The 356-nt window shown below is 67.1% G+C and carries 1 protein-coding gene; it reads left to right on the top strand.

What is annotated here, in order from left to right:
• Positions 1–21: 21 nt before the first annotated feature.
• Positions 22–356, top strand: a 335-nt coding sequence (locus TW83_RS18945) for an ABC transporter substrate-binding protein (protein ID WP_239441430.1), incomplete at its 3' end; no start/stop codon positions are given.

Below are 356 nucleotides of genomic sequence, written 5' to 3'. Positions count from 1 at the left end.
GCCCTGCTGGCCGAGGCGGGTGTGCAGACCCCCATCCGCGTCGAGATGCAGATCGGAAACAACCCCATCGCCCAGCAGGTCGGCCAGGTGGTCCAGGCCATGGCGGCCGAGACGGGGTTCGACATCTCTCTGCGCGCGACGGAGTTCGCGACGCTGCTGTCCGAGAACGTCGCCGGCAATTTCGACATGTCGCTGCAGGGCTGGTCGGGCCGGATCGACCCGGATGCCAACATCCACCCCTTCGTCGGGTCGGACGGAGCCAACAACGACCAGCATTACCGCAATGCGGAGATCGATGCCCTGCTGGCACAGGCCCGGTCTGAACCCGACACCGCGGCCCGCAAGGCGCTGTACGA

Origin of the sequence: Paracoccus sp. S4493 (assembly GCF_000967735.1) — a bacterium.
Classification (GTDB): domain Bacteria; phylum Pseudomonadota; class Alphaproteobacteria; order Rhodobacterales; family Rhodobacteraceae; genus Paracoccus; species Paracoccus marcusii.
The sequence above is the reverse complement of the archived record's forward strand: the minus strand, read 5'-3'. Positions and strand labels throughout refer to the sequence as shown.